The sequence below is a fragment of the Arenimonas malthae CC-JY-1 genome (assembly GCF_000747075.1).
GTDB classification, from domain to species: domain Bacteria; phylum Pseudomonadota; class Gammaproteobacteria; order Xanthomonadales; family Xanthomonadaceae; genus Arenimonas; species Arenimonas malthae.
In genome coordinates this window covers 1-23,245 of sequence record NZ_AVCH01000181.1, presented here as the reverse complement: position 1 = coordinate 23,245, position 23,245 = coordinate 1, and the positions used below count along the sequence as shown (strand labels likewise).

The window sequence follows — 23,245 nt, the reverse complement described above, 5'->3', positions numbered from 1 at the left end:
CCGCGAAGTGGCGCGCGACCTGTTCGGCCGCGCCCTGGCCCTGCGCGGCGCCGGCGACGCCAGCAAGGCGCTGCAGGCCGAGAGCCGCGCCGACCTGGCCGGCCTGCTGGCCGACGAGGGCCGCTACGAGGAAGCCGTCGCGGCCATGCGCGACGCCCTGGCCCTGCTGCGCGAAAGCGGCGGCGACCGCAATGCGCTGGGCGTGGAAGTCTGGCGCGAGCTGGGCACTTTCCAGCGTGCGCTGGGCGACCCGGTGGAAGGCGAATCGTCCTACCGCCAGGCGCTGCAGATCGCGCTCGACCGCTTCGGGCTCAACCACCCGCTCACCACCGCCGTGCAGCGCCCGCTGGGCGAATTGCTGGTGGAAGCCGGCAAGCTCGACGAAGCCGCGCGCCTGCTGGGCAGCGCGCACGAACGCCTGCTGGCGCGCTTCGGCCCCGAGCACCCGGAAGTGGCCGATTCCTGGCACGAACTGGGCCGCCTGGCCTGGGAACGCGCCGACCTGGCGCAGGCCGACGAAGCCCTGCAGCGCAGCCTGCAGCTGCGCCGCCGCGGCAACGAACTCGACCGCCACGTAGCCGTGCTGTGCGAGCTGGCGCGCGTGCGCATGGCGCGCGGCCTGGACGACAACGCCGCGCTGCTGGCCAACGAATGCCTGCAACTGTCGCGCTCGCAGGACCGCGCCCTGGCCACCCGCGCCCGCGGCCTGCTGGCCGAACTGGCCTGGCGCCGCGGCGACGCCGACAGTTCGCGCCGCCTGCTGGAAGAAGCCAGCGCCCGCCTGGGCGACGCCGACAGCCTGGCCCAGGCCGAACACACGCTGCTGGTGGCGCGGCTGGCGCTGCAGCGCGGCGAACGGGCCGAGGCCGAGGCGCAGCTGGCCAGCCTGCGCACGCAGGCCCGCGCCCGCAACGCGGTGGCCGAAGCCTGGACCCTTCACCTGGACGCGCTGCAGGCCGAGCTTTACTGCCGCGCCGGCCGCCTGGGCGACGGCAAGGACCTGCGCGCCGCCACCCTGGCGCGCGCCGCCGAACGGCACCCCGAACGCCGCCGCCTGCAGGACGAACTGGCCGGCGAAGCCGCCAGCTGCGGCCGCGCCTGAGTCAGTCGGCCGGCGTGCCCAGCGGCAGCTGCGGCTGCTGCAGGTCGATGTGGCCTTCGCCGGCCATCACGCGCTTGAACTCGCCGCGGCTGACCGACACGTAGCGCTCGTTGCCGCCGATCTCCACCTGCGGCCCGTCGCTGATGGCGCGGCCATTTTCGTCCACGCGCAGCACCATGGTGGCCTTGCGGCCGCTGTGGCAGATGGTCTTGATCTCGACCAGGTTGTCGGCCCAGGCCAGCAGGTACTGGCTGCCTTCGAACAGTTCGCCGCGGAAGTCGGTGCGCAGGCCGTAGGCCAGCACCGGGATGTTGAGCTTGTCGACGATCTCGGTGACCTGCCAGACCTGGCGCTTGGACAGGAACTGCGCCTCGTCCACCAGCACGCAGTGCAGCGGGCCGCGCGCGGCGATGTCGGCTTCGGTGAGCGCCTGCAGGTCGTCGTCGCGGGTGAACACCGTGCCGCGCGCCTGCAGGCCGATGCGCGAGGCCACCAGGCCTTCGCCGAAGCGGTTGTCCAGCTTCGGCGTGAGGATGAGCGTGCGCATGCCGCGCTCGTGGTAGTTGTGCGCGCTCTGCAGCAGCGTGGTGGTCTTCCCGGCGTTCATCGCCGAGTAGTAGAAGTAGAGCTTGGCCAAGGCACGGTCCCGCGGTGACGTGCCGCCATTATCGCTCAGTCTTCCGCGGCGGCGTCCCCGCCTTCCTCCACGTCCTCGGGCAGCGGGGTGTCGGTGACCATCACCTCGCCCACGTCCACGGTGCCCTGGCCCACCACCTTCCAGTCGCGGTCCTGCCACTGCACGTACTGCTCGATGTCCCAGAACTTCTCGTCGTAGTAGGCGGTGCCGTCCACCTGGGTGCTGCCGCCGGGCGTGGGGATGACGATGGTGAGCGCGCCCACCGAGCCGACGCGGCTGCCGGTGGTCTGGCGCTTGGCGAAACGCAGTTCGCGCGCCAGGCGCTCCTTGGCCACGGCGTCGCCGAATTCGTCGTACACGGCCGGGCCGATCTCGAGCGCGCGGGCGCGTTCGGCTTCGCTCAGCTCCTTCCAGAACTTCTCGCGCTTGACCAGCATCAGGGGGTAGCCGCGTTCGGCGGCCAGGTCCATCCAGATGTAGCCGAGCACGCGGTCGGCTTCCACGCCGGTGCCGTTCCAGTACATCTCGGCCACCATGCCCTGCGAGGGCTTGTCGCTGTAGCGGGCGGCGCGGCGGAAGCGCGTCATCGCCTCTTCGTAGTCGCCCTTGCGGTAGGCGGCCAGGCCGCTGAGGCGGTAGCGCAGGTCGGGGTGCGCGCTGAGGAAGCCGCCCGAGGAGATGATCGCGCGGTCCTCGGGGTTGTCGGCCTGGGCCAGCACGGGCGTGGCGGTGGCCAGCATCAGCAGGGTGGCGCAGGCAAGGGCGATCGGTCGCATCGGGGGCTCGTTCCTTGGGATCGGGGGGACGGGATGAACCTTGCCACCGTGGCAGGCCCGCGGCATGGGCCACCCGTCATGCCGCGGGGTCGGGTTCCGGCAGGCCCAGCAGCTCCAGCGCGCGCCGGAATTCGCCGTCCGGCGGCGCCACGGCGATGATGCGGCGGCCGTCGTGAGGATGCGGAAAAGACAGGCGCCAGGCGTGCAGCAGCATGCGATGCACGCCGCGAAGGCGGAAGGCCTGGTTGTGGCGGCCGTCGCCGTGGCTCGAATCGCCCACCAGGTGGTGGTGGATGTGCTTGAGGTGCCGGCGGATCTGCCGGAAGCGGCCGGTGCGCGGCGTGCACAGCAGCAGCGCGTAGCGCGAACTGGGGTGCTGCTGGCTGGGCCAGTCCACTTCGGCGGTGGCGAGGGTGCGGTAGTCGGTGGCGGCGGGCTTTTTCACCGGCTTGCCGGGGCCGCCGTCGAGCGGGTGGTCGATGGTGCCGGCCGCGGGCTCGGGCCAGCCGCGGCAGATGGCCAGGTAGTCCTTGGTGAACTGCTCCGACATCAGGCTGCGGCCCAGGGCCGAGGCGGTGTCGCGGTCGAAGGCCAGCAGCAGGCAGCCGCTGGTGGCGCGGTCGAGCCGGTGCACCAGGAACACGGGCTTGCCGAACTGCTCGCGCAGCCGGTCGGCCATGAAATCGGTCTCGCCGCGCGCCAGCGCGCTGTCGTGCACCATCAGCCCGGGCGGCTTGGCCACCACCGCCAGCCGCTCATCGCCCCACACCACGGGAATGGGATCAGGGGCGGACGTCACCGGCGGGGCCAGGCCGCGAGGAAGGCGCCGAAGGCGCCCAGGCCGGCGATGGCGGCGGCGGCCGGGATGCCGGCCAGGCGCGGGCCGCCGGCTTCGAGCGCGTACAGCACCGCGGCCACGATCATCAGGCCGGTGCCGAGGATGGCGTACACGGTCTGGCGCTGGCCGGCGCGGGAAATGCGCGCGAGTTCGGCCAGGTCTTCGCTGCGCATGTGCAGCGAATGGTCGCCGCGCACCTGCTGGGCCAGGAAGTCGTGCACCAGCCGCGGCATGTCGGGCGCGTGCGTCACCAGTTCCGGCAGGCGCTTGCGGAACTCGGCCGCCAGCGTGGCCGGGCTGTAGCGCTCGCGCAGGATCTTCTCCAGCACCGGCCGCGCCTCGGCCCAGATGTCGAGCTTGGGATCGAGCAGCCGGCCCACGCCCTCGATGTTGAGCAGGGTCTTCTGCAGCAGGATCAGCTGCGGCTGCAGCGTGAGCTCGTAGCGCTGGGCGGTCTTGAACAGCTTCACCAGCACCTCGCCCAGCGAGATCTCGCTCAGCGGCCGGGTGAAATAGGGCTCGCACACCGCGCGGGTGGCGGCTTCCAGTTCGTCCAGGCGCACCGTGGCCGGCATCCAGCCCGCTTCGACGTGCAGCTCGGCGATGCGGCGGTAGTCGCGCTGGAAGATGGCCATGAAGTTCTCGGCCAGGTAGTACTGGTCGCGGCGGGTGAGCTGGCCGACGATGCCGAAGTCGATGGCGATGTAGCGCGGGTTGGCCTTGCGCGCCGGGTCGACGTCGACCCAGATGTTGCCGGCGTGCGCGTCGGCGTGGAAGAAGTTGTCGCGGAACACCTGCAGGTAGAACACCCGCACGCCGCGCGCCGCCAGGGCCTTGCGGTCGATGCCGGCGGCGTCGAGCGCGGCGATGTCGTCGCTGGGGATGCCGCGCACCCGCTCCATGGTCAGCACGGTTTCGCTGGTGTGGTTCCAGAACACCTCGGGCACGTACAGCTCGTCGCTGCCTTCCCAGGTGCGGCGCATCAGGCTGGCGTTGGCGCCTTCGCGCTGCAGGTCGAGTTCGGCGTAGAGCGTGGATTCGATTTCCGACACCACTTCCTGGGCGCGGATCTTGTCGGCGCGCGGGTGGTGGCGGTCGGCCAGCGCGGCCAGCGTGCGCAGCAGCGCGATGTCGTCGGCGATGCGTTCGCGGATGGCGGGGCGCAGCACTTTCACCACCACCTCGCGGCCGTCGTGCAGGCGCGCGGCGTGCACCTGGGCGATGGACGCCGAGGCCAGCGGCGTGAGTTCGAAGTCGGCATAGAGCTCGCCGACGGGCCGGCCCAGGCCGGCTTCCACGCGCGCCCGCGCCTGTTCGCCCGGGAACGGCGCCACGCGGTCCTGCAGCAGCGAGAGTTCTTCGGCGATGTCCGGCGGCAGCAGGTCGCGGCGGGTGGACAGCACCTGGCCGAACTTCACGAAGATGGGGCCGAGCTCCTGCAGGGCCAGGCGCAGGCGCTTGCCGCGCGGCGCATCGTCGTCGCCGGCGCGGCGGGTGATGGGCCGCAGCAGCCAGAGCCAACGGCCGACCGCGGTGTCCTCAAGCAGGGAATCCAGGCGGTGCCGCAGCAGCACCCGCACGATGCCCAGCGCCCGCCAGCTGCCGCGCAGGCCGCTCACCCGGCGGTTCCCGGCAGGCGCGCGATGCGGGCGGCAAGCCGCTCGACCTGGTCGCGCAGTTCGTCCACGTCGTCGTGGAAGGCGGCCAGTTCGGCCTTGCCGACCAGGTCGCGGGATTCTTCGGTGAGGTAGTCCACGGCGTCGCGCGAGAGGTTCTTCGCCAGCGCGGCGCCGCCGCGCAGGGCCTCGCGCAGCACGCGCGCCACCTGCGGGCCGAACACCGGGCCGAGCAGTTCGGCAAAGGGCTTGTCCCAGTCGGGGTCGAAACGTTCGGCCATGCGCTGCAGCTGGCGAGCCAGCTCGGCGTCGCCGTTCAGGCGGACCTTGCCCACCGGCGGCGCGCCGGGCGGGCGCAGGAAGGGCAGCTGCGAGAGCACGCCGGAGAGGGTGGCGCGCACGCCGAGGTCGGGCTCTTCACGCGGCGGGCCCACCTGCAGGCGGCCCTCGTGCACCGCCAGTTCCAGCGCCACCGGCGGCGCCTCCAACGCCAGGCCGATGCGACGACCGCCCAGGCGCTGCAGCGCGTGGGCGGTGTCGGGGTCCAGGGCGACCAGCCGGTTCAAGGCCTGTTCCAGCGCGCGGCCGGCCAGGGGCTTGAGGGCGTCGAAGGGGGAAGCGGCGGGATCCGTCATGCCCCCATTCTAGCGGGCTGGCCGGTGATGTCGGCGCCAGCGCCGGCTCAGGCCTTCCGGCGCAGGAAGGAGACGATGGCCAGGACCAGGAAAACGACGAACAGGACCTGGGCGATCCAGGCGGCGGTGCCGGCGATGCCGCCGAAACCCAGCACGGCGGCGATGATGGCGACCACGAGGAAGACCAGCGCGTAATGGAGCATGGTTGCTCTCCTTCTTGTCATGACCCGGTGTGGGCACGACCGACGCTAGCCGTGGCTTGCTGACTCCCCGCCAACAAGCTGAGCCGCCGTTAAGGCCGCGAACTCCACCACGCGGCGGTGCGCCGCAGGCCTTCGTCCATGGAAACGCGCGGCACGTAGCCGAAATCGCGCGCGGCGGCGGAGATGTCGTACCAGTGCGGCGTGGACAGCTGCTCGGCGAGGAACCGCGTCATCGGCGGTTCGCCGCGCAGGCGCAGCAGGGTCCACGCGGCTTCGAGCACCGCGCCCGCGGCGTAGGCCACGCCGTAGGGGACGCTGGCCTGCACGGGCGGCACGCCGGCCGCGGCCAGCAGGTCGTTGACGATGCGGCGCACTTCGCGCGGTTCGCCGTTGGAGATGAAGTAGGCCTTGCCCGCGCAGGCCGCGCCGGTGCGCAGCGCCGCGAGCGCATCGAGGTGCGCCTGGGCGGCGTTGTCGATGTAGGTGGTGTCCATGCGGTTGTGGCCGCCGCCGATGAAGCGCAGGCGGCCGGCGCGGGCGCGTTCGGCCAGGCGCGGCAGCAGCTGGGTGTCGCCGGGGCCCCAGATCAGGCGCGGGCGCAGCGCCACGGTGGCCAGCGTGGCGTCGTTCGCGGCCAGCACGTCCTTTTCGGCGATGAGCTTGGTGGCCGGGTACGGCGCCTTGAAACCCTGGCCGTAGGGCGTGTCGGCTTCGTTGCCGCCTTCCACCGGCGTGCGGCCGCTGTGGGTCACGCTGGGCGTGGAGGTGTACACCAGCCGGCCGATGCCGTGCGCGCGCATGGCCGCCAGCACGTTGCGGGTGCCGGTGACGTTGGCGTCGAAGTAACTCTGGTAGCTGCCCCAGGCGCCGGCCTTGGCGGCGTTGTGCAGGATGGCGTCGTGGCCGGCGAAAGCGGCGTGCACCGCGGCCGCGTCGGCCAGGTCGCCGCGCACCTGGCGCACACCCATCGCCTCGAGCGCGGGCGAATGGCTGCGCTGGAAGCTCGTCACCTCGTGCCCCTGCGCCAGGAGCGCGCGGCACAGCGCCTGGCCCAGGAAACCCGCGCCGCCGGTCACCAGCACCTTCATCGCCGCCACCTCAGTTCCTTCGCGGCCCAGGCGGCCAGCTGCTCGCGGCCGATCTTGGCGTTGTGGCGGATGTCCACCGGGAAGCCGTCGTGCACCAGGAAATGGCGGATGCGCGCGGTGTGCACGAAACCCTCCGACATCCGGCGCAGTTCGGCCAGCACGCGCTCGTGCTCGTATTGCGGCAGGTGCGGCGCCATTTCCACGCACAGCACCGGCTCCTGCGCCGCGCCCTCGCCCACGCCGACCAGCGCGGTGCGCGCCACTTCGGGATGGGTGTTGAACACGGGTTCCACCTGCTCGGTGTAGAGGTTGCCCAGCGGCGTGCGCACGCGGTGCGACTTGCGGCCGCAGAACCACAGGCGGCCCTGCGCGTCGAAGCGGCCCAGGTCGCCCATGCGGTGCACGATGCGCTGCCGGCCGTCGGGCAGGGTTTCGCGGATCTTGGCCAGGGCGGTGGCCTGCGGGCGCGCGAAGTATTCGTCGGTGGCGGACGGACCGGCGACGGTGATTTCACCAATGGCCTCGGCGCCCAGCAGCTGCGCCTGCGACCAGTCGGCGATGGGCGCGTCGGTGATGGCGATGATGCGCACCTCGTTCGGCGGCACCGGGCGGCCCACGCAGGTGCCGGCGCCCTGCTCGGTGGCCTCGCGGGTGGACTGCAGTTCGCGCGCCTCGATCACGGCCACGGGCAGGCATTCGGTGGCGCCGTAGGGCGTCCAGAACTGCGCTTCGGGCGGCAGCAGCCCGCGCATCTTCGCCACCACGTCGGCCGGCACGGGTGCGCCGGCGGAGGTGACGCGGCGCAGCGTGGGCAGCGGCTGGCCGTATTCGGCGAGCACGCGCATCAGCGCCGGCGAGCCAAACAGCTGGTCCACGCCGAAGCGGGCGATGGCGTCGTGCAGCTTGCGCGGGTCGGCCTTGGCGGGCCGCGTGGGGTCCATGTCGGGGATGATCGAGCTCAGGCCCAGGGCCGGGTCGAACAGCGCGAACGGCGGGAAGGTGGGCAGGTCGACGCCGCCGGGCTGCAGGCCGAAGGCGTCGCGCAGCATGTCGATCTGCGCCACGAAGTGCCGGTGGCGGTAGACCACGCCCTTGGGCACGCCGGTGGAGCCGGAAGTGAAGAGGATGGCGGCCACTTCGTCGGGCGCGGTGTCGGCCAGCTGCGGCCCGGCGCCGGTGCCGTCGCGCTCCACCTGCGCCAGCGTGGGCCCGCCCCAGGCCCAGCGGCGGCCCACGGTGACGGCCACCTTCGCGCCGCGGGCCCAGCCCAGCAGCTTGCGCGCGAACATGGCCAGCGGGATGCCGACGAAGGCGTGGGGCTGCGCTTCGTCGAGGCATTGCTTCAGGGCGCGCTTGTCGATGCCCGGGTCCACCAGCACCGGCACGGCGCCGGCCTTGAACAGCGCGAACATCAGCAGGAAGAACTCGGGCGAGGGCCGCACCATGACCACCACGCGCTGGCCGCGCGCCACGCCGTGTTTCGCCAGGCCGGCGGCGATGGCGTCGGAGCGGCGGTCGAGTCCGGCGTAGGTGAGCGCGACGTCATACCGCGCCAGGCCGTTCGCGCCGTGCGTGCCCGGGCAGCGCATCGCCACCCGGTCCGGGGCCTCCGCCGCCAGCCGCGGCAACGCCGCGGCGATGTTGCAGCGCTCGCTCAACGGTCCAGGAAGCTGCGGATGGCGGGGACGAGGACGTCGGCCTTGTCTTCGAGCACGTAGTGGCCGGCATCCTCGAAGGCGTGCACTTCGGCGCGCGGCAGGGCCTGGGTGAAGCCCTTGAGGAAGTGGTGGTCGAACACGAAGTCGCGCAGGCCCCAACCGATGAAGGCCGGCCGGTTGGCGAAGTCGGGCAGGCGCTTGCCGGCCTCTTCGACCAGGTCCCAGGCGCGGTCGCCGGGGCGCAGCGGGATGTCCTGCACGAAGCGCAGGGTGGAGATGCGGTTCTTCCAGCTGTCGTAGGGCGCCACGTAGGCCCGGCGCACGTCGTCGGGCATGGGCGTTTCCACGCCCTGGCGCGAGGCGCCGCCGGCGAAGGCGTTGAAGCCGCGGATGGCCAGCGCGCCCAGGTTGTAGTCGCGGCCGAGCTTGAGCTGCCACGGCAGGGGCTTGGCCGGCGGCAGCGGGAAGGCGGCGGTGTTGAGGATGACCAGGCGCTTGATGCGCGCCGCGTGCTTGAGCGCCCAGCCGAAGCCGATCATGCCGCCCCAGTCGTGCACGGCCAGGGTGAGGTTGTCGCCCACGCCGGCGTGCTCGAGCAGGCGGTCGAGGTCCTGGATGCGGCTGCGCAGGGTGTAGGGGTAGGCCTTGTCGTCGGGCTTGTCGGACAGGCCCATGCCGATGTGGTCGGGCACCACGCAGCGGTAGCGGTCGCGCAGGCCCAGCACCAGCTTGCGCCAGTAGTAGGACCACGACGGGTTGCCGTGCAGCATCAGCACCGTCTCGCCCTGGCCCTCGTCGAGGTAGCTCTGCACCAGCCCGTTCGGGTGGCGGAAGGTCTTCGGCGTGAAGGGGTAATCGGGGAACGGGCCCTTGGCGAGCACGCGGGCCTGTTCGGCGCTGGGGATAGTGGCGTTCATGGGCCCGGATTCTACGCGAGGCCCCCGCCTTTCGCGCTGCCGCCGCCCTTCACCAGCAGCGTCTTGAACTGGCGCGGCTGCGAGCGCAGGTACTGCGGCGGCGCGGTGACGCTGGCGCCGAGGTGCGCGGCCGCGTGCCAGGGCCAGCGCGGGTCGTAGAGGATGCCGCGGGCCAGGGCGACCAGGTCGGCATCGCCGGTGGCGACGATGGCCTCGGCGTGGTCGTAGTCGGTGATCAGGCCCACGGCCACGACGGGAATGCCCACCGCCTGCTTCACCGCGCGCGCCAGCGGCACCTGGTAACCGGGGCCGGCCGGGATGGCCTGCGCCGGGTGCAGGCCGCCGCTGGAAACGTGGATGGCGCTGCAGCCGCGCGCCTCCAGCGCCTTCGCGAACACGACGGTCTGTGCGACGTCCCAGCCGCCAGGCACCCAGTCGGTGCCCGAGACGCGCACGCTCACCGGCCTGGCGGCGGGAAAGGCGGCGCGCACCGCGTCGAATACTTCCAGCGGGAAGCGCATGCGGTTTTCCAGCGTGCCGCCGTAGTCGTCGTCGCGCCGGTTCGACAGCGGCGACAGGAACTGGTGCAGCAGGTAGCCGTGCGCGGCGTGGATCTGGATGGCGTCCAGGCCCAGCCGCGCCGAGCGACGCGCCGAAGCGGCGAAGGCGTCGCGTACTTCGTCCATCTGCGCGCGCGTCATCGCCAGCGGGGCGTTGTCGGCGTCGTGGAAGGGCTGCGCGGACGGCGCCACGGTTTGCCAGCCGTTCGCGTGTCCCGGCGGGATCTGCCCGCCGCCCTGCCAGGGCAAGTCGGTGGACGCCTTTCGCCCGGCATGCGCGAGCTGGATCGCCACCGGCATCGAAGACCAGCGGCGGACGCCCTGCAGCACGGACGCCATCGCGGCTTCGGTGGCGTCGTCCCAGAGCCCGACGTCGGCGTAGGAAATGCGACCCTCCGGCAGCACCGCGGTGGCTTCGATGGTCAACAGCGCGGCGCCCGACAGCGCCAGCTGGCCCAGGTGGATCAGGTGCCAGTCGGTCATCTTCCCGTCCACCGCCGAGTACTGGCACATGGGCGCGATGACGATGCGGTTGGCGAGCTTCAGCGAGCCCACCGCCAGCGGTACGAACAGTTTCGGGGTGCTCATGCCTGCCAGGCCTCCATGGCCAGTTCGAAGGAGCGCACGCGCGTGGCGTGGTCGAAGAGGTTCGCGGTGAGGATCAGTTCGTCCGGCTGGTGGCGCGCGGCGAACGCCTGCATGCGCGCACGCACGGTGCCGGGCGAACCGACCGCGCGGCAGGCCAGCGTGGCTTCGATCATGTGTTTTTCGGCGGGCGTGCAGTAATCGTCGATGGCCGCGGCGCTGTCGAGCGGCGGCGGCACCAGGCCGGGCTTGCCGCGGCGCAGGTTCACGAAGGCCTGCTGCTGGGTGGTGAACAGGCGCGCGGCCTCGTCGTCGGTGTCGGCGACCACCACGTTCAGCGCCAGCATGGCGTGCGGCTGCGCCAGGCGCCGCGACGGCCGGAATTCGCGGCGGTACAGCGCCAGGGCCGCGTCCATCGCATCGGGCGCGAAGTGCGAGGCGAACGCGTACGGCAGGCCCAGCGCCGCCGCCAGCCGCGCGCCGAACAGGCTCGAACCCAGGATCCAGGCTTCGACCTCCACGCCCGCGCCCGGCACCGCCTGCACGGCCTGGCCGGGCTGCACGGGTTCGAAGTAACCCAGCAGCTCGACCACGTCGGCGGGGAATTCTTCGGCGTTGTCGTAATAGCGCCGCAGCGCCTTCGCCGCCGCGGCGTCGGTGCCGGGCGCGCGGCCCAGGCCCAGGTCGATGCGGCCCGGGAACAGGCAGCCGAGCGTGCCGAAGGCCTCGGCCGCCTGCAGCGGCGAATGGTTGGGCAGCATGATGCCGCCCGCGCCGACGCGGATGGTTTTCGTGCCGCCGGCGACATGGCCTATCAGCACCGCCGTGGCGGCGCTGGCGATGCCCGGCATGTTGTGGTGTTCGGCCAGCCAGTAGCGCCGGTAGCCCAGGCGCTCGCCGGCCCGGGCCAGGTCGAGCGCGTTGGCGAAGGTCTGCACCGGCGTGCTGCCCACGGTGACCGGGGCGAGGTCGAGGATCGAGAGCGGGATCATGGCGTGGATGCTACGCCAGAAAGGAAAAGGCCCACGCGGGGTGTGCCTTTTCGCAAGCCTTCGTGGCGCGGCTTACCAGACCACTTCGGCCATCGAGCAGTTCAGGCCCGAACCGATGCCCAGCAGGGCCACGCGGTCGCCCTTCTTCAGGCGGCCCATTTCCTTGAGCTTGCTCAGCACGATGGGCACCGAGGCCGGGCCGATGTTGCCGTGCTCGTTGAAGATGGTCATGACCTTCTTCGGGTCGATGCCGAAGGCCTTGATGAAGGCCTGAGTGTGCACCTGCGAGACCTGGTGGATGACGAACTCGTCGAGCTCGTCCACCACCCAGCCCAGCGCCTGGCGGGCGGCGCCGAAGGTGGCGGTGGCCAGCTTCAGGCCTTCGATCAGCAGCATGCGGGTGTCGGTGACCATGCGGTCGAGGTTGCCGCGGCACAGGGTGTTCCACTGCGTGGCGGCCTTGGTGACGCCGCCGCGGTAGCGCGGCGCTTCCGGCGTGAGCTCGGTGCGCGAGAGCACCATGGCGGCGGCGCCGCAGCCGAGCGTGAGCGTGGCGAGCTCGTTGCGGAACTGTTCCTCGGTCACGTCCGGGCCGCTCAGGCGCTCGAGCGTCTTCTTGTAGGCCAGGTTGGCGGTTTCGCCGTCGACGACCAGGGCGTATTCGATCTCGCCGCGCTCGATCATGCGGCTGGCGATGTCCATGCCGTTGATGAAGGCCAGGCAGGCGTTGGCCACGTCGAAGTTCTGGCAGTGCTCGCCCAAGCCCAGGTTGCCCGAGACGATGGAGGCGGTGGACGGCTCGAGGTAGTCGCGGCTGACCGAGGTGTTCACCAGCAGGCCGATCTTGCTGCGGTCCACGCCGGCGTCGGCGATGGCCTTCTCGGCGGCCAGGGTGGCGGCGTCGGAGGCCTGCACTTCGTCGTCCCAGAGGCGGCGCGCGTAGATGCCGGCGATGTCCTGCAGGACGTCGGTCTTGATGCCCAGGCGGTCCATCGTGGGCTGGAGCCGGGCGTTGATCTCGGCCGAGGACAGCCGGTGCGGCGCGTCGATGTGCGCGAGGCCGGCGATGGAAACGTGCTGGAACAGCATGGCTGGGTTCGCCTAGAGGGAAACCCTTGAATCTTAACCGTTCCGGCCCCCCGGCTCCAAACGAGGCGCCGGGGGATGTGAAGACGTGACGGGTGCCTCAGTCTTCGATCGGATAGGTCTCGGCCTCGCCCTCGGCGACCGGGCGGGTCGTCGCCGTGCCGGCGGCCGGGGCCGCGCCGCGGCAGCGGTAGGCCAGGAAGCGCTGCTCGCCGTCGTCGGGCTCGCCCTTGGGCTGCACCGTGTCGGCGGCCAGGCCCGGGGCCTCGTTGCGGGCCAGGGTTTCGAGCTCGTCGCGCACCTTGATGTCGTTGCGCTCGTAGGGACCCAGCCGGTCGCGCACCGACACGGCCACCTCGCCGCGCTTCTCGCAGGCCGAGAGGTCCTGGCCGGGGGCGGCCACGCGCACCTCGGCGGCGCCGGGGGCCATCTTCACCCAGGTGCAGGCGGAGGCGAGGGGAATCAGCAGCAGTGCCGCGGCAACGATGCGCATGGGTCTCTCCGAAAAGAACACGGGCGGGATTGTCGCCCCGCCCGTGCTGAACCGGCAATGATCCGGAAGGCTTACCTGGCGGCCACCGGCTTGCCGTCGGCATCCACCACCTGCACCTCGCCGAGGTCGAGCGCGCGAACGCCTTCCTCGATCTTGGACAGGTCGCCCACCACCACCCAGGTCAGGGCCTCGGGCTTGAGGGTGCCGGCGGCGGCGTGCACGGCTTCGGGCGTCAGGCCTTCGATCTTCGCCTTGCGCTGCACCACGTAGTCGTCCGGGCGCTCGTAGCGCACGATGCCGCCGATGGCGCCGAGCACGGCGTTGGCGGTTTCGTAGGAGCCGGGCAGGCTGCGGATCTCGCTGGCCTGGATCTTGGCCACTTCCTCCGGCTTGGCCGGGGCCTTGCCGGTGGCGTATTCGCTGATCTCGCGCTGCAGCTCGGCGATGGACTCGGCGGTCTTGTCGATCTGCACCGCCGCGAACGCCAGCCACGGGCGCTGGCCCTTGGCGGCCTGCACGAAGCTGTAGGAACCGTAGGCCCAGTGCTTGTCCTCGCGCAGGTTCATGTTCAGGCGCGAGCTGAACTCACCGCCCAGCACCGAGTTGGCGATCTCGAACTCGGTCGCCTTGGCGTCCATGCTCGAGGGCGCCAGCTGGCCGACGTAGACGTTGGCCTGGATCGCGCCCGGCTGGTCGACCAGGAACACGCGCGGCTTGGACGGCAGCGCCACCTCGGTGACCGCCGGCTGGGCCGGGGCCGCGCCGGTGCCCTTCCACTGGCCCAGGTGCTTCTCGAGCAGCGGCACGATTTCATCGAGCGTGGTGTCGCCCACGACCACCAGGGTCGAGCCCTCGGGGCGCACGTAGGCCTGGTGGTAGGCCAGCAGGTCGTCGCGGGTCAGCGAGGCGATGGATTCCTCGCTGCCGGTGCCGCTGAACGGGATGGCGTAGGGGTGGCCCTGGCCATAGAGCAGCGGCGGCAGCAGGCGCAGCGCGGCCGAGTTCGGGCGCGCCTTTTCCTGCTTGATGCTGGCGATCCAGCTCTGGCGCACGCGCTCGAGTTCGCTGGCCTCGAAGCGCGGCACGCGCAGCATGGTGGCGAACAGGCCCAGCGATTCGTCCAGGTTCTCCTTCAGCGCCGACAGGTAGGCGCTGCCGCCGTCGAGCGAGGCACTGGCGCCGAGGTTGGCGCCCAGGCGCTCGGCCTCGTCGCCGAACGCGAGCGCACCGTACTTGCCGGCGCCCTCGTCGAGCATGCCCATGGTGAAGCTGGAGGTGCCCAGCTTGCGGCCGAGGTCGGCGACGTAGCCGCCCGGCAGCAGCAGGTTCATCTGCACCACCGGCAGGCCGCGGCGCTCGGCAAGCACCAGCTTGATGCCGTTGGAGAGCTCGGCGCGCTGCAGCGCCGGGAACACCAGGTCCGGGAACTCGGTGGTCTTGGGCACGCCCTGGCTGCGGTCCACGCCGGTCTCGACCGTGGTGTACTTCGGGTCGGCGGCCGGCACGGCGGCCATTTCCGGGTGCGAGGCGCTTTCCTTCTCGACGGTCGGCACGCGCTCGCCCGGGGTGACCACGATGGTGTGGTCGCCCTGCGACAGCCAGCGCTTGCCGGCGTCCTGCAGCTCGGCGGCGGTGGCGGTTTCGATCACGCGCAGGCTTTCGCGGAAGCAGCCCGGGTCCTTGGCGAAGACGGCGCATTCGGCCAGGGCGTCGGCCTTGCCGCCGAAGCCGCCGATGCGCTCGATGCCGCGGATGAAGCCGGCCTTGAAGGTGGTGCGGGCCTGCTCGAGCTCGCTGGCGCTGGGGCCTTCGGCGATGAGGCGCGAGAGCTCTTCTTCCAGCGCCTTCTCGACGGCCGCCGGATCCACGCCCTGCTTCACGTCCACCTGCAGGAAGAACAGGCCGCCCAGCTGGTTGCCCCAGGCGCCGGCGGACACGCTGTCGGCCAGCTTGTCCTGGTGAACCAGGCGCTTGTCCAGGCGCGAGGCGCGCGAGCCGCCCAGCACCTGCGCCAGCAGCTGCAGGCGGTCGGCGTCGACGCTGCCGTATTCGGCGGTGTTCCAGACGCGGTACACGCGCGCCTGCGGCACGCGGTCGGTGAATTCGTCGCGGGTGGAGGTGGTGCGCGGCGCCGGGTCGACCTTGGGCTGGGCCATGGTGGGGCCGGCCGGGATGTCGCCGAAGTACTTCGTCACCTTGGCCCTGGCGGTCTCGACGTCGATGTCGCCGGCCAGCACCAGCACGGCGTTGTTCGGGCCGTACCAGGTCTTGAACCAGCGCTGCACGTCCTCGAGCGACGCGGCGTTGAGGTCGCTCATCGAACCGATGGTGGACCAGCTGTACGGGTGGCCCTCGGGGTAGCTGGCCTTGAGCAGGCGCTCGAAGACCTGGCCGTAGGGCTGGTTCTCGCCCTGGCGCTTTTCGTTCTGCACCACGCCACGCTGCTCGTCGAGCACTTCCTGGGTGACCGCGCCGAGGAAGTGGCCCATGCGGTCGGATTCCATCCACAGCGCCATGTCGAGCGCGGTGGTGGGCACGTTCTGGAAGTAGTTGGTGCGGTCGGAATTGGTGGTGCCGTTCTGGTCGGTGGCGCCCACGAGCTCGAACGGGGTGAAGAACTCACCCTTGTGGTTCTCGCTGGACTGGAACATCAGGTGCTCGAACAGGTGCGCGAAGCCGGTGCGGCCCGGCAGCTCGTTCTTGGCGCCCACGTGGTACCAGACGTTCACCGCCACGATCGGCGCCTTGCGGTCGGTGTGCACCACCACCCGCAGGCCGTTGGGCAGGGTGAACTGCTCGAACGGGATGTCGGCGGCGACGGCGGCCTTCGGCGCGTCGGCGTCCTGCGCATAAGCGGGCGAGAGGGCGGCCACGGCGAAGCCGAGGGCCAGGACCAGCGCGCGGACGCGCGGAAGACGGGGCTGGGTCATGCGTGGGATTCCTGCGGGGACGGTCCGGACGAAGCCGGGGGGCTTGCATCCTAGCTTGCCTTGACGGGGCATACACTAGGCCGAAGGCCATAGTGCGAGGCATGGGCGTGAACGAGTCGCGAAATATCGTCGTCACGGGCGCCAACCGCGGGTTGGGCCTGGAGTTCACGCGCCAGCTGCTGGCGCGCGGCCACCGCGTCGTGGCCGGCTGCCGCCAGCCCGGCCACGCCGATGCCCTCACGCAGCTGGCCGCGGCGCATCCTGGGCACCTGCACGTCGCGCCGCTCGACGTCGCCGACGAACGCAGCCGCGAGGCCTTCGTGCACGAAGTCGCGGCCATGCACCCGGCCCTCGACCTGCTCATCAACAACGCCGGCACGCTGCCGCGCGGCGAGCGATTCGGCGCGCTGAAGGCCGACGTGCTCGAACACGCCCTGCGCGTGAACGCGGTGGCGCCGCTGCTGCTGGCGCAGGCGCTGGCGCCGCAATTGGCCAAGGGCCGGCGGCCGCGCGTGTTCAACCTCAGCTCGCGGCTGGGCGCGATGGCGCTCACCGAAACCTTCCAGACGCCCAGCTACGCCATCAGCAAGGCCGCGCTGAACATGGCCACGGTGCTGATGGCGCGCGCGCTCAACCCGCTGGGCATCGGCGTGCTGGCCGCCAGCCCGGGCTGGGTGCGCACCGAAATGGGCGGCGAGCGCGCGCCGGTGACCGCGCATGAGTCGGTGCAGGACATGCTGGACATGCTCGAGCGCCGCGCCGGCCTGCCCGCCGGCGAATTCGTGGACCGAGACGGGTCGCCGCTGCCGTGGTGAAGCCCGCCGCCGCCGCGGGACTGCTGCTGGCGCTGCTGGCCAGCCCGGCCGCGCGCGCGGGGCTGAGCTTCGAAGAAGGCGTGGCGCGCGACCCGGATGACAACCAGCTGCTCTACCGCGAGCAGCACCTGGTGCGCCGCGAGGGCGAGCGCACGCTGCAGCGGCTGGTGCTCTACCGCTGCCCGGACGGCACCGCCTTCGCGCGCAAGCGGGTGGATTACCGCGATTCGGCGCTCGCACCGGAGTTCAGTTTCGAGGACGCGCGCCTGGGTTACCGCGAGGGCCTGCGCCGCGAGGAGGGTGCCGGCGAAGTGTGGGTGCGTCCTGCGCCGGGCGAGGCGGAGCGCAGCGCGTCGCTGGCCACCGCGGGCCTGGTGGCCGACGCCGGTTTCGACGAATTCATCCGCCGGCAGTGGCAGCCGCTGCTGGCCGGGCAGGCGGTGCCGCTTGAGTTCGCGGTGCCCTCGCGGCTGGAAAGCCTGGGTTTCCAGGTGCGCCGGCTGGGCCCGCAGGCCCTCGACGGCGAACCGGCCGAGGTGTTCCGGCTGCGCCTGGGCGGCTGGCTGGGCTGGCTGGCGCCGCACATCGACGTGGCCTACGGGCGCGAGAGCCGGCGGCTGCTGCGCTTCGAGGGCCTGAGCAACCTGCGCGAGGACGACGGCCAGCGCCAGCTGGTGGCGCGCATCGATTTCCCCGGGGCCGCCACGCCGGCGCCGGAGGGGCGCTGGGCCGCCTTCGAGCGCGAGCCGCTGTCCGGTTGCCGTGTCCGGGGCTGATGTCCGGACACCCGGGATTGGCGCAAGCTTTTGATTTTATTGGCCGGGACCACTTGGCATGGTTCCTGCTGCATACGTCATGAGCCACCCCGTCCCGGAACCCGCCATGACCCTCTCTTCCCACCTGCAACGAAGCCTGTTCGCCCTGCCGCTGCTGGCCCTGGGCCTGGTCGCCGCCCTGCAATCGCCGCCGTCGCTGAAGGACACCGTGCGCGCCGCCGTGGCCGCCGGACTGGCCTGCGGCGAAGCGGTGCAGCCGGCCGGCGCCCTCGGCCTGGCACGCATGCCCGGCGACCTGGGCCTGATCGGCCGCCGCATCCACTGCGCCGCGGGCTGAGCCCGCGCGCGCGCGAGTCGCGGCGATAATGCCGCGATGATCCAGGTCATCCTGTTCCAACCCGAAATCCCGCCGAACACCGGCAACGTGATCCGCCTGTGCGCCAACACCGGCGCCGGGCTGCACCTGGTCGAGCCGCTCGGCTTCGACCTCGACGACGCCAAGCTCCGCCGCGCCGGCCTCGACTACCACGAGTGGGCGAGCGTGCGCTGCCACCGCGACCTCGCCTCCTGCCTCGAAGCGCTCGGCCACCCGCGCGTGTTCGCCTTCAGCGCGCGCGCGACGCGGCGCTTCGACGGCGTGCGGTACCGCGACGACGACGCGCTGCTGTTCGGTCCGGAAACGCGCGGGCTTCCCGCCGAGGTGATTGATTCGCTGCCGGAAGCGCAGCGGCTCACGCTGCCGATGCGCGCCGGGCAGCGCAGCTTGAACCTCTCGAACGCCGTCGCCGTGTCGGTGTTCGAAGCGTGGCGGCAGCTGGGTTATGCCGGCGCCGCGATGCATGACTGATGGCATGGGGAAGGCCGAAACGCAGGGCTGTTAATCAACCGTTACGCCGCGCTTCGCATACTCCACCCCCAGCCCGCACGTCGGGCCACCCCCACAACACGGAAGAAAAACAATGAAGCGTTCCCTGATTGCCCTGGCCCTGGCCGCCCTCCTCCCGCTGTCGGCCCAGGCCGACGACAAGCTCAGCTACACCTACGTCGAAGGCGGCTACGTCAATGTCGACAGCGACGCCGACGGCTTCGGCGTGCGCGGCTCGTTCGAGTTCGGCCAGTCGAACTTCTACGGCTTCGGCAGCTATGCCCAGGTCGAAGTCGACAACTCCAACGTCGACATCGACAACACCGAGATCGGCTTCGGTTATGCCCACGACCTGTCGGACAACCTCGACCTGATCTCCGAGCTGGCCTGGGTCAGCGCCGACGCCGACAACGTGCCGCTGCTGGGCAACGTCGACGCCGACGGCTACCGCGCCTCGGTCGGCATCCGCGGCTCGTTCTCGGACAGCTTCGAGGGCCTGCTGAAGGCCAACTACACCGACGGCAGCGACTTCGACGGCGACTTCAGCGGCACCATCGGCGCCCAGTACAAGTTCACCCAGACCTGGGGCGTCACCGGCGAAGTGACCTTCGGCGACGACAGCGAGACCTACCTGGTCGGCCTGCGCGCCAGCTTCTGATCTGCGCAACAACGCGTCGCGAAAAGCCCGGCTCCGGCCGGGCTTTTCTTTTGCGCGCGCCTTTCCTGAACGCGCGTACTGCCAAGCGGCGATGGAACGGCGACTGAAGCGCGCCGTTCAGTTACGCCACGCGTTAATCGCGCGTTCCTGCGCACTTTCGATACTCGGGTTTGCCCGTCGAACGCGGGCGCTCCCCCCAACGAAAGGAATCCACGCATGAAGCGCACGACCCTTGCCCTTGCCCTGTCCCTCGCCGCCGCCCTGCCCGCGGCCGCGCAGGATTCGCTCAGCAACACCTGGATCGAAGGCAACTACATCAACGTCGACGGCGACGCGGACGGCCATGGCATCCGCGGCAGCTTCGAGTTCGGCGATTCGAATTTCTACGGCCTGGCCGGCTATTCGCGCATCGGCATCGACGGGACGCCGTTCAAGCTCGACGGCAGCGAGCTGGGCGTGGGCTACGCGCACCCGCTCAACGACGGCCTGGACCTGTTCGCGGAAGCGGCCTACGTCGACACCGAGGCCGCGGGCTTCGTCACCACCGACGGCACCGGCATCATCAACACCGAGGGCTACCGCACGTCGGTGGGCCTGCGCAGCGCGCTCACCGACAAGCTCGAAGGCAGCGTGCGCGCGAACTACGTGGACCTGGACCAGGTCGGCGACGACTTCTCCGGCACGCTCGGCGCGATGTACAAGTTCACCCCGACCTGGGGCCTCACCGGCGACGTGACCTTCGGCGACGACGCCGAGACCTACCAGCTGGGCCTGCGCGCCAGCTTCTGAGGCGTCAGCCGAACAGGCCTTCGGGGTACTCGGGCTTCTGCTCGCGCGCGAGCAGCATGCCCAGGCCTTCGACCGGGGTGATGTCGCCGTGCAGCACGCGGCGCACCAGGTCGGAGATGGGCAGCTCGATGCCGTGGCGCTCGGCCAGGCGCATCACTTCGTCGGCGGTCTGCACCGACTCGACGACCTGGCCGATCGCCGCCACGGCGTCCCTGATGGACTGGCCGCGCCCCAACGCCAGGCCCAGGCGGCGGTTGCGCGACAGGTCGCCGGTGCAGGTGAGCACCAGGTCGCCCAGGCCGGCCAGGCCCATCAGGGTTTCGGCGCGGCCGCCGAGCGCCGCGTTGAGCCGCAGCATTTCATTGAGCCCGCGCGTGATCAGGCCGGCGCGGGCGTTGAGCCCCAGCGACATGCCGTCGGCGACGCCGGTGGCCACGGCCAGCACGTTCTTCATCGCGCCGCCGAGCTCGGCGCCGAGCATGTCGTTGCCGGTGTAGGCGCGGAAGGTGGGGCCGTGCAGCGACTCGGCCACTTCGCGGGCGAAGGCCTCGTCGTCGGAATGCACCGTCACCGCGGTCGGCAGGCCCTGGGCCACTTCCTTGGCGAAGGACGGGCCGGTCACCACGGCCAGCGGCACGCCGGGGCCCAGGGCCTCGGCGGCGACTTCGTGCAGGAAACGGCCCGAACCCGGCTCGAAGCCCTTGGTGGCCCAGGCCACGCCGGCCGCCGGGCGGCGGTGCGGCGCGAGCGCGTGCAGGGTTTCGGTGAAGGCGTGGCTGGGCGTCACCACCAGCACCAGGTCGGCGCCGGCCACGGTGGCGGCGATGTCGGTGCTGGCGCGCAGCGATTCCGGCAGGACGATGCCGGGCAGGTAGCGCGGGTTTTCGTGCGTGTTCGCGATGGCCTCGACCTGGGCGGCGTCACGCCCCCAGATCGTGGTCGGGTGCCCGTTGCGGGCGATCAGCGAAGCCAGTGCCGTGCCCCAGGAGCCACTCCCGAGCACGGCGACCGACGGCTTGGCCGGGTCCATCGGCGTTGCGCCCGGATCAGGCGTTGCCGGCCTCGGGCGCCTGGATGGCGCCACCCTGCGCCTGTTCGGCGCGACGGCGCAGGCCTTCGGCGTACAGGGCCTCGAAGTTGATCGGCTGCAGGTAGAACGGCGGGAAACCGCCGTTGGCGACCAGTTCGCCCACGGTCTGGCGCACGTACGGGAACAGCACGTTCGGGCAGTAGGTGCCGAGCATCATGTCCAGGGTGCGGTCGTCGAAGCCGCCCAGGCCGAACAGGCCGGCCTGGTGCACTTCGGCCAGGTACACGGTCTTCTCGGCGAGCTTGCAGGTCACGGTGACGGCGAGCACGACCTCGAACAGGCCGTCGGCCACGCGCGCGACCTTCTGGTTGAGGTTGAGCTCGAGCTGCGGCTGGCCGGGCTCGTTGAAGATCTGCGGCGAATTCGGGACTTCGAAGGAGACATCCTTCACGTAGATCTTCTGGATGGTGAACTGCGCCTGCTGCTCGGCGGCGGCGCCGTTGTTCTGCTCGGCCATGGTGGTGCTCCGGGAATGATTCAGTGGAAAGACCGGCGATTATCGCACGCCGGTTGGACCGGGGCATGACAGCCCCGGGCGGTGTCGGGTCAGGCCTTGCCCTTGGCCAGCGGCAGGCCGGCCTGCTGCCAGGCGCCAATGCCGCCCTCGAGCACGCTGACGCGGGTGAAGCCGGCCTTGGCCAGCTTCTGGGCCACGCCCGTGGCGGACACGCCGGCATAGCAGACCACGACCACCGGGGATTCCTTGGCCTTGGCCAGCAGCTTGCCTTCCGGGTCGACCTGGCTGGGCAGCAGGTGCCTGGCGCCGATGATGTGGCCCTTCTCGAACTCGGCCTGGCCGCGGATGTCGAGCACCAGCGCGTTTTCGCGGTTGATCAGGTCGGTGAGCTGGGCCGGGCTGACGCCCTTGAAGGGGCGGAACAGGCGGGCGATCTCGGTGTAGACCAGGGCGACGGTCAGGCCGGCGAAGGCCACCGACAGCAGCAGGTTGGCTTGGGCGAACTCGATCAGGCGATCCATGGCGGACAGGTCACGGCGACAGCGGGGCCGGCATTATGCGGCCCGCGCGGCCCGGGGCCAAACCGGTCAGCGGGCGGCGTCGAGGTCGGGCAGGCCGCTGGCCAGCCACCAGCGGCTGGCCTCGGGGTCCCAGCGCCAGCGCTGGCGGTCGGTGACCAGCTTCTCGACCTGGGTATTGCGGTTGACGAAGCGGATCTCGACCACCTGCTCGTACAGGCCGTCGCCCGGCTCGTGGACCGACTTCACTTCGTAACCCGCCACCTGGAACTGCTTGTAACGCTCGCGGTCGAGGTCGGAGAACCCGGCCCGGCGCTGGTGTTCCGGGTCCACGAACTTCTCGGCCAGCTCGAACTCGCTCCAGCGGATCGCGCTGACGTAGTCGTAGAGCGTCTGGTCCAGCGGCGTGCGCTTGCCGCCGACCGAACCGCAGGCCGCCAGCAGCAGGACGAGGAGGAAGGAGGTCAGGCGAAGGGACGGGTTCATGCGGGCATTATGCATATCCGGCCCCGGGACGCTCAGTCGCCGCGCAAGGCGGCGAAGCGGGCCGTGAGCTCGGCCACCGGCGCGCCGTCCGGGCCCAGCACCCGCGACACGATCGACGCGCGGGCGCGGCCGCGTTCGCGCCAGGCGCGCAGCACGGCGTCCCAGTCCACGTCGACCGCCAGCCGGGCCTCGGCCTCGAGGTCGGTGAACAGCGGGCGCAGGTAGCGGATCTGGCTGTCGGCCACGTAGACGTCGCTGTCGATGCCGGCGTCGCCGAGCCTGAGCGTGAGCAGGCCCCAGCCGGCCAGGGTCATGATGCTGGCCAGGCTGCCGCCGAAGGCGCAGTCCTTGTCGTTGACGTTGCTCGCCAGCGGCGCGTGCAGGCGCAGGCAGTCGCCGTCGTAGGCGGTGGCGCGGATGCGCATCGCGGCCACGGGCGGCATGGCGTCGTAGTGGGCGTTGAGTTCGTCGAGCCTGGACATGTGGTGCCGTTTTCCCGGGAAGCTGTGCGAAGCTGGCGGCATGGACAAGGCAGCAGGCGCGCCAGCGCTGGCGGGATGGTACGTCATCTCGCTGCGCCCCTCGGGCAGCCACGGGCCGGTGCGGCGCGCGGCGGCGGCGATGGGTGCGCGCGTGCTGGCGGTGTCGACGCTGGCGCTGCGCGAGCGGCCGGCC

General features: G+C 71.3%; 26 protein-coding genes. 7 read left to right on the top strand and 19 right to left on the bottom strand.

What is annotated here, in order from left to right; translation table 11 throughout:
- Positions 1 to 1,102: tetratricopeptide repeat protein (locus N790_RS11310; protein ID WP_156970049.1), on the top strand; the 1,102-nt coding region annotated here is incomplete at its 5' end.
- A 1-nt stretch (position 1,103) separates the two neighbouring features.
- Here the strand turns inward: N790_RS11310 and N790_RS11305 are convergent.
- The 14 genes from N790_RS11305 to N790_RS11240 form a co-directional block, all read right to left on the bottom strand.
- The gene (locus N790_RS11305; protein WP_043804221.1) at positions 1,104 to 1,739 is read right to left on the bottom strand and encodes a thymidine kinase; all 636 of its coding nucleotides are present in this window, start codon (positions 1,737 to 1,739) and stop codon (positions 1,104 to 1,106) included.
- A 35-nt stretch (positions 1,740 to 1,774) separates the two neighbouring features.
- Positions 1,775 to 2,515: an SEL1-like repeat protein gene (locus N790_RS11300; RefSeq protein WP_052385892.1), complete on the bottom strand. Its 741-nt coding sequence runs from the start codon at positions 2,513 to 2,515 to the stop codon at positions 1,775 to 1,777.
- A 76-nt stretch (positions 2,516 to 2,591) separates the two neighbouring features.
- Positions 2,592 to 3,314 (bottom strand): pseudouridine synthase, encoded by a 723-nt coding sequence (locus tag N790_RS11295; protein ID WP_043804219.1) that lies wholly within the window; start codon positions 3,312 to 3,314, stop codon positions 2,592 to 2,594.
- Positions 3,311 to 4,963, bottom strand: coding sequence for a ubiquinone biosynthesis regulatory protein kinase UbiB (gene ubiB, locus N790_RS11290; RefSeq protein WP_043804228.1), 1,653 nt, complete (start codon positions 4,961 to 4,963; stop codon positions 3,311 to 3,313). Before ubiB ends, N790_RS11295 begins: the two co-directional genes overlap by 4 nt.
- 5 nt (positions 4,964 to 4,968) lie before the next feature.
- Positions 4,969 to 5,604: a ubiquinone biosynthesis accessory factor UbiJ gene (locus N790_RS11285; protein ID WP_043804218.1), complete on the bottom strand. Its 636-nt coding sequence runs from the start codon at positions 5,602 to 5,604 to the stop codon at positions 4,969 to 4,971.
- 47 nt (positions 5,605 to 5,651) lie between these two features.
- On the bottom strand, positions 5,652 to 5,807 hold the full coding sequence (locus N790_RS15715; RefSeq protein ID WP_043804216.1) for a DUF1328 domain-containing protein: 156 nt from the start codon (positions 5,805 to 5,807) through the stop codon (positions 5,652 to 5,654).
- 89 nt (positions 5,808 to 5,896) lie between these two features.
- A complete protein-coding gene (gene oleD, locus N790_RS11275; protein WP_043804226.1) occupies positions 5,897 to 6,895 on the bottom strand; it encodes a 2-alkyl-3-oxoalkanoate reductase in 999 nt (332 codons plus the stop codon).
- On the bottom strand, positions 6,892 to 8,553 hold the full coding sequence (oleC, locus tag N790_RS11270; RefSeq protein WP_043804215.1) for an olefin beta-lactone synthetase: 1,662 nt from the start codon (positions 8,551 to 8,553) through the stop codon (positions 6,892 to 6,894). The genes oleD and oleC overlap by 4 nt, the downstream gene beginning before the upstream one ends.
- Positions 8,550 to 9,470 carry an alpha/beta fold hydrolase gene (locus tag N790_RS11265; protein ID WP_052385891.1) on the bottom strand — a complete coding sequence of 307 codons (921 nt, stop codon included), beginning with the start codon at positions 9,468 to 9,470 and terminating at the stop codon, positions 8,550 to 8,552. Before N790_RS11265 ends, oleC begins: the two co-directional genes overlap by 4 nt.
- Positions 9,471 to 9,481: 11 nt before the next feature.
- Positions 9,482 to 10,618 carry an NADH:flavin oxidoreductase/NADH oxidase gene (locus N790_RS11260; protein ID WP_043804212.1) on the bottom strand — a complete coding sequence of 379 codons (1,137 nt, stop codon included), beginning with the start codon at positions 10,616 to 10,618 and terminating at the stop codon, positions 9,482 to 9,484.
- The gene (locus N790_RS11255) at positions 10,615 to 11,607 is read right to left on the bottom strand and encodes an LLM class flavin-dependent oxidoreductase (RefSeq protein ID WP_043804211.1); all 993 of its coding nucleotides are present in this window, start codon (positions 11,605 to 11,607) and stop codon (positions 10,615 to 10,617) included. The genes N790_RS11260 and N790_RS11255 overlap by 4 nt, the downstream gene beginning before the upstream one ends.
- A gap of 72 nt (positions 11,608 to 11,679) precedes the next feature.
- Positions 11,680 to 12,696, bottom strand: a complete 1,017-nt coding sequence (locus N790_RS11250; RefSeq protein ID WP_043804209.1) for a 3-oxoacyl-ACP synthase III — start codon at positions 12,694 to 12,696, stop codon at positions 11,680 to 11,682.
- Positions 12,697 to 12,793: 97 nt separating this feature from the next.
- Complete coding sequence (locus N790_RS11245) at positions 12,794 to 13,186, bottom strand: DUF4156 domain-containing protein (protein WP_043804207.1); 393 nt, start codon at positions 13,184 to 13,186, stop codon at positions 12,794 to 12,796.
- A gap of 71 nt (positions 13,187 to 13,257) precedes the next feature.
- Complete coding sequence (locus N790_RS11240) at positions 13,258 to 16,116, bottom strand: M16 family metallopeptidase (protein ID WP_043804205.1); 2,859 nt, start codon at positions 16,114 to 16,116, stop codon at positions 13,258 to 13,260.
- A 107-nt stretch (positions 16,117 to 16,223) separates the two neighbouring features.
- Between N790_RS11240 and N790_RS11235 the strand changes: the two genes are divergently transcribed.
- From N790_RS11235 to N790_RS11210, 6 genes are all read left to right on the top strand, one after another.
- Positions 16,224 to 16,931 (top strand): SDR family NAD(P)-dependent oxidoreductase, encoded by a 708-nt coding sequence (locus N790_RS11235; RefSeq protein ID WP_245593777.1) that lies wholly within the window; start codon positions 16,224 to 16,226, stop codon positions 16,929 to 16,931.
- Entirely contained in the window at positions 16,928 to 17,707 is a 780-nt protein-coding gene (locus N790_RS11230) for a hypothetical protein (RefSeq protein ID WP_156970048.1), read from the top strand. The genes N790_RS11235 and N790_RS11230 overlap by 4 nt, the downstream gene beginning before the upstream one ends.
- A gap of 106 nt (positions 17,708 to 17,813) precedes the next feature.
- A complete protein-coding gene (locus N790_RS11225) occupies positions 17,814 to 18,044 on the top strand; it encodes a hypothetical protein (protein WP_043804199.1) in 231 nt (76 codons plus the stop codon).
- Between the two features lie 36 nt (positions 18,045 to 18,080).
- On the top strand, positions 18,081 to 18,554 hold the full coding sequence (locus tag N790_RS11220; protein WP_043804197.1) for a tRNA (cytidine(34)-2'-O)-methyltransferase: 474 nt from the start codon (positions 18,081 to 18,083) through the stop codon (positions 18,552 to 18,554).
- 112 nt (positions 18,555 to 18,666) lie between these two features.
- On the top strand, positions 18,667 to 19,230 hold the full coding sequence (locus N790_RS11215; protein ID WP_043804195.1) for an outer membrane beta-barrel protein: 564 nt from the start codon (positions 18,667 to 18,669) through the stop codon (positions 19,228 to 19,230).
- Positions 19,231 to 19,446: 216 nt separating this feature from the next.
- Positions 19,447 to 20,019, top strand: coding sequence for a hypothetical protein (locus tag N790_RS11210; RefSeq protein ID WP_043804193.1), 573 nt, complete (start codon positions 19,447 to 19,449; stop codon positions 20,017 to 20,019).
- Positions 20,020 to 20,023: 4 nt separating this feature from the next.
- Here the strand turns inward: N790_RS11210 and N790_RS11205 are convergent, their stop codons facing one another.
- From N790_RS11205 to N790_RS11185, 5 genes are all read right to left on the bottom strand, one after another.
- Positions 20,024 to 21,049, bottom strand: coding sequence for an NAD(P)H-dependent glycerol-3-phosphate dehydrogenase (locus N790_RS11205; RefSeq protein WP_043804191.1), 1,026 nt, complete (start codon positions 21,047 to 21,049; stop codon positions 20,024 to 20,026).
- A gap of 16 nt (positions 21,050 to 21,065) precedes the next feature.
- On the bottom strand, positions 21,066 to 21,566 hold the full coding sequence (secB, locus tag N790_RS11200) for a protein-export chaperone SecB (protein WP_043804188.1): 501 nt from the start codon (positions 21,564 to 21,566) through the stop codon (positions 21,066 to 21,068).
- A gap of 89 nt (positions 21,567 to 21,655) precedes the next feature.
- Positions 21,656 to 22,087 carry a rhodanese-like domain-containing protein gene (locus tag N790_RS11195; protein ID WP_043804186.1) on the bottom strand — a complete coding sequence of 144 codons (432 nt, stop codon included), beginning with the start codon at positions 22,085 to 22,087 and terminating at the stop codon, positions 21,656 to 21,658.
- A 66-nt stretch (positions 22,088 to 22,153) separates the two neighbouring features.
- On the bottom strand, positions 22,154 to 22,570 hold the full coding sequence (locus N790_RS11190; RefSeq protein WP_043804184.1) for a hypothetical protein: 417 nt from the start codon (positions 22,568 to 22,570) through the stop codon (positions 22,154 to 22,156).
- A gap of 32 nt (positions 22,571 to 22,602) precedes the next feature.
- On the bottom strand, positions 22,603 to 23,052 hold the full coding sequence (locus tag N790_RS11185) for a YiiD C-terminal domain-containing protein (RefSeq protein ID WP_043804183.1): 450 nt from the start codon (positions 23,050 to 23,052) through the stop codon (positions 22,603 to 22,605).
- Positions 23,053 to 23,245 lie beyond the last annotated feature (193 nt).

Bases quoted from the DNA above. Each gene is read 5' to 3' on its own strand.
- N790_RS11185 (WP_043804183.1), bottom strand. From the start codon at position 23,052: ATGTCCAGGCTCGACGAACTCAACGCCCACTACGACGCCATGCCGCCC.
- N790_RS11190 (WP_043804184.1), bottom strand. From the start codon at position 22,570: ATGAACCCGTCCCTTCGCCTGACCTCCTTCCTCCTCGTCCTGCTGCTG.
- N790_RS15715 (WP_043804216.1), bottom strand. From the start codon at position 5,807: ATGCTCCATTACGCGCTGGTCTTCCTCGTGGTCGCCATCATCGCCGCC.
- N790_RS11240 (WP_043804205.1), bottom strand. From the start codon at position 16,116: ATGACCCAGCCCCGTCTTCCGCGCGTCCGCGCGCTGGTCCTGGCCCTC.
- N790_RS11250 (WP_043804209.1), bottom strand. From the start codon at position 12,696: ATGCTGTTCCAGCACGTTTCCATCGCCGGCCTCGCGCACATCGACGCG.
- N790_RS11205 (WP_043804191.1), bottom strand. From the start codon at position 21,049: ATGGACCCGGCCAAGCCGTCGGTCGCCGTGCTCGGGAGTGGCTCCTGG.
- N790_RS11220 (WP_043804197.1), top strand. From the start codon at position 18,081: ATGATCCAGGTCATCCTGTTCCAACCCGAAATCCCGCCGAACACCGGC.
- N790_RS11225 (WP_043804199.1), top strand. From the start codon at position 17,814: ATGACCCTCTCTTCCCACCTGCAACGAAGCCTGTTCGCCCTGCCGCTG.
- N790_RS11300 (WP_052385892.1), bottom strand. From the start codon at position 2,515: ATGCGACCGATCGCCCTTGCCTGCGCCACCCTGCTGATGCTGGCCACC.
- N790_RS11210 (WP_043804193.1), top strand. From the start codon at position 19,447: ATGAAGCGCACGACCCTTGCCCTTGCCCTGTCCCTCGCCGCCGCCCTG.
- N790_RS11265 (WP_052385891.1), bottom strand. From the start codon at position 9,470: ATGAACGCCACTATCCCCAGCGCCGAACAGGCCCGCGTGCTCGCCAAG.
- N790_RS11245 (WP_043804207.1), bottom strand. From the start codon at position 13,186: ATGCGCATCGTTGCCGCGGCACTGCTGCTGATTCCCCTCGCCTCCGCC.
- N790_RS11255 (WP_043804211.1), bottom strand. From the start codon at position 11,607: ATGATCCCGCTCTCGATCCTCGACCTCGCCCCGGTCACCGTGGGCAGC.
- secB (WP_043804188.1), bottom strand. From the start codon at position 21,566: ATGGCCGAGCAGAACAACGGCGCCGCCGCCGAGCAGCAGGCGCAGTTC.
- N790_RS11195 (WP_043804186.1), bottom strand. From the start codon at position 22,087: ATGGATCGCCTGATCGAGTTCGCCCAAGCCAACCTGCTGCTGTCGGTG.
- oleD (WP_043804226.1), bottom strand. From the start codon at position 6,895: ATGAAGGTGCTGGTGACCGGCGGCGCGGGTTTCCTGGGCCAGGCGCTG.
- N790_RS11285 (WP_043804218.1), bottom strand. From the start codon at position 5,604: ATGACGGATCCCGCCGCTTCCCCCTTCGACGCCCTCAAGCCCCTGGCC.
- N790_RS11260 (WP_043804212.1), bottom strand. From the start codon at position 10,618: ATGAGCACCCCGAAACTGTTCGTACCGCTGGCGGTGGGCTCGCTGAAG.
- N790_RS11215 (WP_043804195.1), top strand. From the start codon at position 18,667: ATGAAGCGTTCCCTGATTGCCCTGGCCCTGGCCGCCCTCCTCCCGCTG.